The sequence below is a fragment of the Frankia sp. CcWB3 genome, assembly GCF_977927595.1.
This window is the reverse complement of the sequence record NZ_CDWRCK010000045.1, coordinates 1-5,575: the sequence shown is the minus strand read 5'-3', so window position 1 is coordinate 5,575 and position 5,575 is coordinate 1. Positions and strand designations below refer to the sequence as shown.

Here is a 5,575-nt window from a genome sequence, read left to right as displayed (position 1 = left end):
GACGCCGACGGGGCACGGGTCCACGTGCTGCACGGGCTCGGCGGCGTGGGCAAGAGCACGGTCGCCCTCGCGCTCGCCCGCACCGCGCTCGAACGACGGGTGCGGACCTGGTGGATCAGCGCCACGGGGCCCGGCGCGGTGCGCGCCGGCATGACCGCGCTGGCCGTGGAGCTCGGCGCGACCCGCCACCAGCTGTGCACGGGCAGCCTGTCCGACCTGGTCTGGCGGCTGCTGGCGGACAGCGGACGGCCGTGGCTGCTGATCCTCGACAACGCCGACGATCCGGCCGGCGACCTGGCCCCACCCGGCGGCGACGTGCTCGACGGCACCGGATGGCTGCGGCCGGTCACCCACCCCCACGGAATGGTCGTGGTGACGACGCGCAGCCGGCTGGACTGGGAGGGCCCGTCGCCCGTCGGCGGGACCGCCCGGTCCTGGCTGCGCCTGCACCCGCTCGGCCCCCTGAACGCGGCGGACGCCGGGCTGGCGCTGCGCGACCTGACCGGGGCCGAGCCGGGTCCGCTCGCCGCGGCCGAGAGCCTCGGCCGCCGGCTCGGCGGGCTGCCCCTGGCACTCGCCCTGGCGGGCCAGTACCTCGCCGAGGCGCGGCGAATGCCGGCCGGACTCGGTGGACCGGCGGTCCCGCGGACCTACGCCGACTATGAACACGCGCTCCAGACGGGCGGGCACCAGGCCCTGCTGCGCGGCTTCGGCGGTCCCGGCGGCGCTGGTCGTCGCCGGGAACGCGAGCTCATCGGGCCGACCTGGGAACTGTCGCTGGATCTCCTCGCCGCGCGGGGCCTGGAGCAGGCCCGGGCGCTGCTGACCCTGCTCGCCTGTTTCGGCGGGGACCCGATCCCGTTCGGCCTGCTCCTGTCCGCGGCCGTCCTCGCCGCGTCGCCGCTGTTCCCCGGCCTGCGGGCGACCGAGCGGTGGGAGCTGATCCGCGCCCTGGCCGGCCAGGGGCTGATCGAACACACGACTCCCGGCGACCCCGCCACCGCCCGGTCCGCGGCTTCCCGCCCGGATCCCCGGGTCGCGCATCAGCTGGTCCTCCACCCCCTGGTGCGCGACAGCTTCGGCCAGGCCGCGCACACCTCCGGCCGCATCGCCGACTACCTCGACGCGCTCACCGCCCTGCTCACGCGGGCGACCCGCGCGCTCGATCCGCGGGATCCGGCGACGTGGGACCGGTGGGCGATGCTCGCCGGTCATGCCACGGCCGGGCTGGAGCTGCTCCGCGCCCGGCGGCGGTGGGGCCTCGACGACCTTACCGAGGCACAACTGCCTCCGCAGCTGCTCACCCCGGCGACCCTCGCCGCCCGCTACCTGCGCGTGACCGGCCGGCTCGCCGAGGCGGACGCGGCGTACAGCTCCGTCTGGGAGACCGGCGCCCACCTGTTCGGACCAGATCATGCTGATGTCCTGTCCGTCGCGCACGACCTGCACCGGGTCCGCGCCGCCCAGGGCCGGCGCGAGGACGCCGAGAGCGGCCTTCGCATGGTGCTCGACGACCGGTTGCGCATCCTCGGCCCCGAGCATCCCGACACGCTGACGACCCAGCACTACCTCGGCCGGACGCTGCGCGAATCGGGTCGGCACGGCGAGGCGCTGCGGTGGCTCACCCACACGCTCACCACCCGTGAACGGGTCCTCGGGCCGCGGCACCGGGACACCTTGACGAGCCGGAACAACGTCGGGGACCTGCTGGTCGAGCAGGGGGCGTGGACGGCGGCCGAGGAGCTGCTGCGCTCGGTGCGGGACGATCGGGCCGAGGTGCTCGGCCTGGAGCATCCCGCCACGCTGGTGACCTGTTACCACCTGGCCCGGCTGTACCGCGACCGCGGGGACACCGAGCGCGCGGAGAAGGCGGCGACCGAGCTCACCGAGGCCTGCCTGCGAGTACTCGGACCGGATCATCCCCGTGCCCTCGCCGCGGTGGGTCTGCTCGCCGAGGCCCAGACCAACCTCGGCCGGCCGGACCAGATGACCCCGCGGGTCCAGGACGCCTACCGGCGCAGCCTGCGCCGGTAGGGGCCCACCCACGACATCACGGTGCACCTTCACGATCTCCTCGACCAGTCGAAGCGTGACCCATCGTCGTGACCCATCGTGACCCGTCCTCGTGACCCGTCCTCGTGACCCGTCGCCGGGGGGCGTTTCCCGCCGGTGCACCGCGTCGCAGGGCCGCCGCCCGCGGGCCGAGCCCCACCAGCCAGCCCCCGGCGTCGAGGCCGGCGAGACCGGCGAGGGAACCGCCGTACATCGACAGCAGAACACCGGTAACCGCGAGAAGCGCCACGGTCCCGAAACCCGAACCGGGGACGGAAAGCCCGCCGACGACGAACGGAACGGCGGGCGGCACGGCGGAGGCCGGCCGGGAAAGTACCAGGAAAAGGAACTTCCGGATCGCCGTACAAGGCCGTACGGATCGACGGCCGCTGGAGCGGGCCTCCCCCCGATGGCAGGTCCGCTCCGACGGTGAGCCGAGGGGCCGCGGTCATCAACCAGCCACCACCCGCGGCGGCGGGGGTGCAGACCATGGGCGGGCGACGCCCGCGACCCTTCAGCAGCTCCCAGATAACCGCGTGCCGGACTAACCGGAAAGACCCTGACCAGCAAATCCGTACAACGTCGTACGCGGCTTTCACCGGACGCGGCAGCGAGCGCGGGTAGGGATATGGGCCACGCGGACGACGACCGCCCCGGGGCGATCCCAGACCGCGGGATGACAACCGTGCCGTGCCGTGAGGATCACCCGGGAACACCCGGAGGCGGCAGTTTGGGCCATATCGTCGAACGGTATCCTTAGCCGGTCATCAGCCCACCGACACCGAACGCCGGTAATCCGGAACCCGACCGGCGGTCCGGCGCAGCACGCCCCGACCGGCGGCATCCCGGCCGCATCCCGGCGGCGGCTCACCCGACCGGAACGCGTCTGTCGCCCGCGCCCTGCGTTCCCAGGAGTCATGGTTGTCTTCTGACTGGTTGAACGAGCCGCTCTGGTTGGACGAGCCACTGGTGAACGCCCTCGACGATCCCGCCGTGACCGCGCTGCGGCAATGGTGCTCCCAGACCGAGACCACCTACCGCCTGGTCCGTTAGCTTACCGGCGGCCGGTCGTCGGCGATGGTCGGGGTGGTCCTCGAAAAGCATCCGCGCCATGGTGCGCGCCAGTTCGTGATGAAGCTGGACGTCGCCCCGGCCAGCGACGCGGGGCCCCAACCCGGCGAATTCGCGCGCCACTGGCGGGCGATCGCCGACGCCCCCAGGTTCGCCGAGCGCCACCTCGCCACGCCCGTCCATCAGCCGGTCGCGGTCGGCGATGGACGATGGTTCGTCTTCCAACAGGTCGCGGGTGGCAGCCTTCGGGAGCTGGTCACGCTGCGCGCCCTGCTGGAGGCTGTCGTCCACCCGCGGCGGGCCGGGCGCCAGGGAGACTCCGGCAGCGGTCCGGCCGGTCTGTCAGGACCGGCCGGACCGGCTGAACCACGCCTGATGTTCGGACGGGCCCTGGCCGACGCCGCGGTCCTCGCCGACGTCTGCGGGGGGCTGGTCGGGTCGATCTTCGATGAGTGGGTGGGGCCTGCCCTTCTGCCGTCACTGGACGTGCCGACCATCCTTGCCCGTCAGCTCGCCGAGCGGCTCGCCCCGGACAGCCGCCTGCGGCGCATCGCCGCGGCGTACCCCGGCCTCACCATCGACGCCGAAGGCGAGGACCACCCTCTGCCGAACCCGTTCGCGCTGGTCCTGGACCCATCGCGCACGGACGGTATTCGCATCCCGGCCTTCGTCGGGAAGGCCCACGGCGACCTGCACATCGAGAACATCCTGATCCCGTCCTCACTGCGCAACATCGACACGACGTACCAGCTGATCGACCTGTCGCGGTACGCGGCCGACGCCGTGCTCACCCGGGATCCCGTCCATCTGGTCCTGCACATCCTCGCCCGGACACTGTCGGAGCTGTCCGCGGCGCAGCGCACCGCCGTCATCGATCTGCTGCTCGACCCGGAGCAGGACGGAGACCTCGTGCCGCGGTGGCTGTTCCTGCTCATCGACCGGGTCCGATCGGCGGCGGAGGACTGGGCACGCCGGGCCGGTCTGGTCGACCTGTGGCGCGACCAGATCCCGCTGTCCCTGCTGGCCGTCGCCCTGACCTGCCTCGGACGGGCATCCACCCGGCCGGAGGACCAGGGATGGTTCCTGCGGCTCGCGGCGAACAGCGCCGCGGTGTTCCTCGGCCGGCATCACCCCGACGGCCGGCATCACCCGGGTAGCCGGCATCCGGACCGGCCGCGCGGGGACTGGCACAACCCGGACGAGCGGCGCCCGGCGGAGACCGCGGCAACCGCGGCCGTCCCCCCTGAGGCGGCAGACCAGAAGCCCGCGGTCGTGCGGCCGTCCACGCCACAACGGCCCGGGCAATCCACGCCACAATGGCCGGGGCCGTCCGGGCGGTACGACTTCTTCATCTCGTACGCCCAGCCCGACGAGGCCTGGGCCGACTGGATCGCCTGGCAGCTGGAGGAGGCCGGTTGCCACCTACTGTTCCAGGCGGGTGACGGAACGGACGGGCCGCCAAGGATCACGATGCGTGATGGCGCCCGGCACGCCCACCGGACACTCGTTCTGCTCTCCCCCGCCTATCTCTCCTCGGTCCATGAGCAGCGGGAGTGGTGGGAGTGGCGGGCGGCCCTGGACGCGGATGACCCGACCGGGCCCGCGTGCAGACTCGTCACCGTCCTGGTCGAGGCCTGTGCCGTGCCGGCCGCATTCGATCAGGCCTCCTCGGCCCACGTCGACCTGTCCAACCTGGCCGAGGCCGACGCCCGGAAGACGCTCCTGCAGCGGCTGACCGAGCGATGAGAGAAGGATTGACGTTCCAGGCCCGCATTGACGCCGACGACCGCGGCCCAGGGCGGCCGTCGGCGTCAAATCGTGCTCAACCCTCCACATTTCGCCGGGCCGCCGGGGCGGCTGATGCGGATCCGGGGCCGGCCGGGCCCGCCACGGACATCACCACCAGCAGCTGGTCCAGGGCGACGAGGTCGCCAGGCCGGACGAGTACTTCCTTGACGATCCCGGCGCCCGCCGCCGAGACGGTGTGCTCCATCTTCATGGCCTCGACGACGACCAGCGACTGCCCATCCGCCACGGTCATCCCCGGTTCGACCAACACCGCGGTCACCGTGCCCGGCATGGGGCTACGCGCCTGCCCGCCGAGCACTGGCCCGGCCCCGGTGCCCGCCACCGGGATCACCTCGGCCAGGCCCCACGCCCCACCGTCGCGGCCAAGCCAGAGGATCCCGTCGGCGGGCTCCCACGCGTAGGCCCACCGGGTGGTGACCGCACCGATCGTGACGAGCAGCTCGTCGCCGAGCTGACTGACCGATGCGGCGACCGGCGGCCCGTCGGCGATCCGGACCCGGGCCGCATCGGGGGTGCCGCGCGCCGCGACCCGCAACGTCGACACCGTCCGCACCGCCCGCTCCCCGCCTCCCGGCTCCGCCCCATCCCCGTCGCCGTTCCCGTCCCCGTCGCCGTTCCCATCCCCATGACCGTTTCCGGCCCC

Annotated in this window: 3 protein-coding genes; 2 read left to right on the top strand and 1 reads right to left on the bottom strand. The window is 73.4% G+C overall.

What is annotated here, in order from left to right:
* On the top strand, window positions 1-2,034 hold a 2,034-nt coding region (locus ACY5KJ_RS05795), incomplete at its 5' end, for a tetratricopeptide repeat protein (RefSeq protein ID WP_462202938.1).
* 1,104 nt (window positions 2,035-3,138) lie between these two features.
* Window positions 3,139-4,869, top strand: coding sequence for a toll/interleukin-1 receptor domain-containing protein (locus ACY5KJ_RS05790; protein WP_462202937.1), 1,731 nt, complete (start codon window positions 3,139-3,141; stop codon window positions 4,867-4,869).
* 76 nt (window positions 4,870-4,945) lie between these two features.
* Here the strand turns inward: ACY5KJ_RS05790 and ACY5KJ_RS05785 are convergent.
* A partial coding sequence (locus tag ACY5KJ_RS05785) for an acyl-CoA carboxylase biotin carboxyl carrier protein subunit (protein WP_462202936.1) occupies window positions 4,946-5,575 on the bottom strand: 630 nt, incomplete at its 5' end.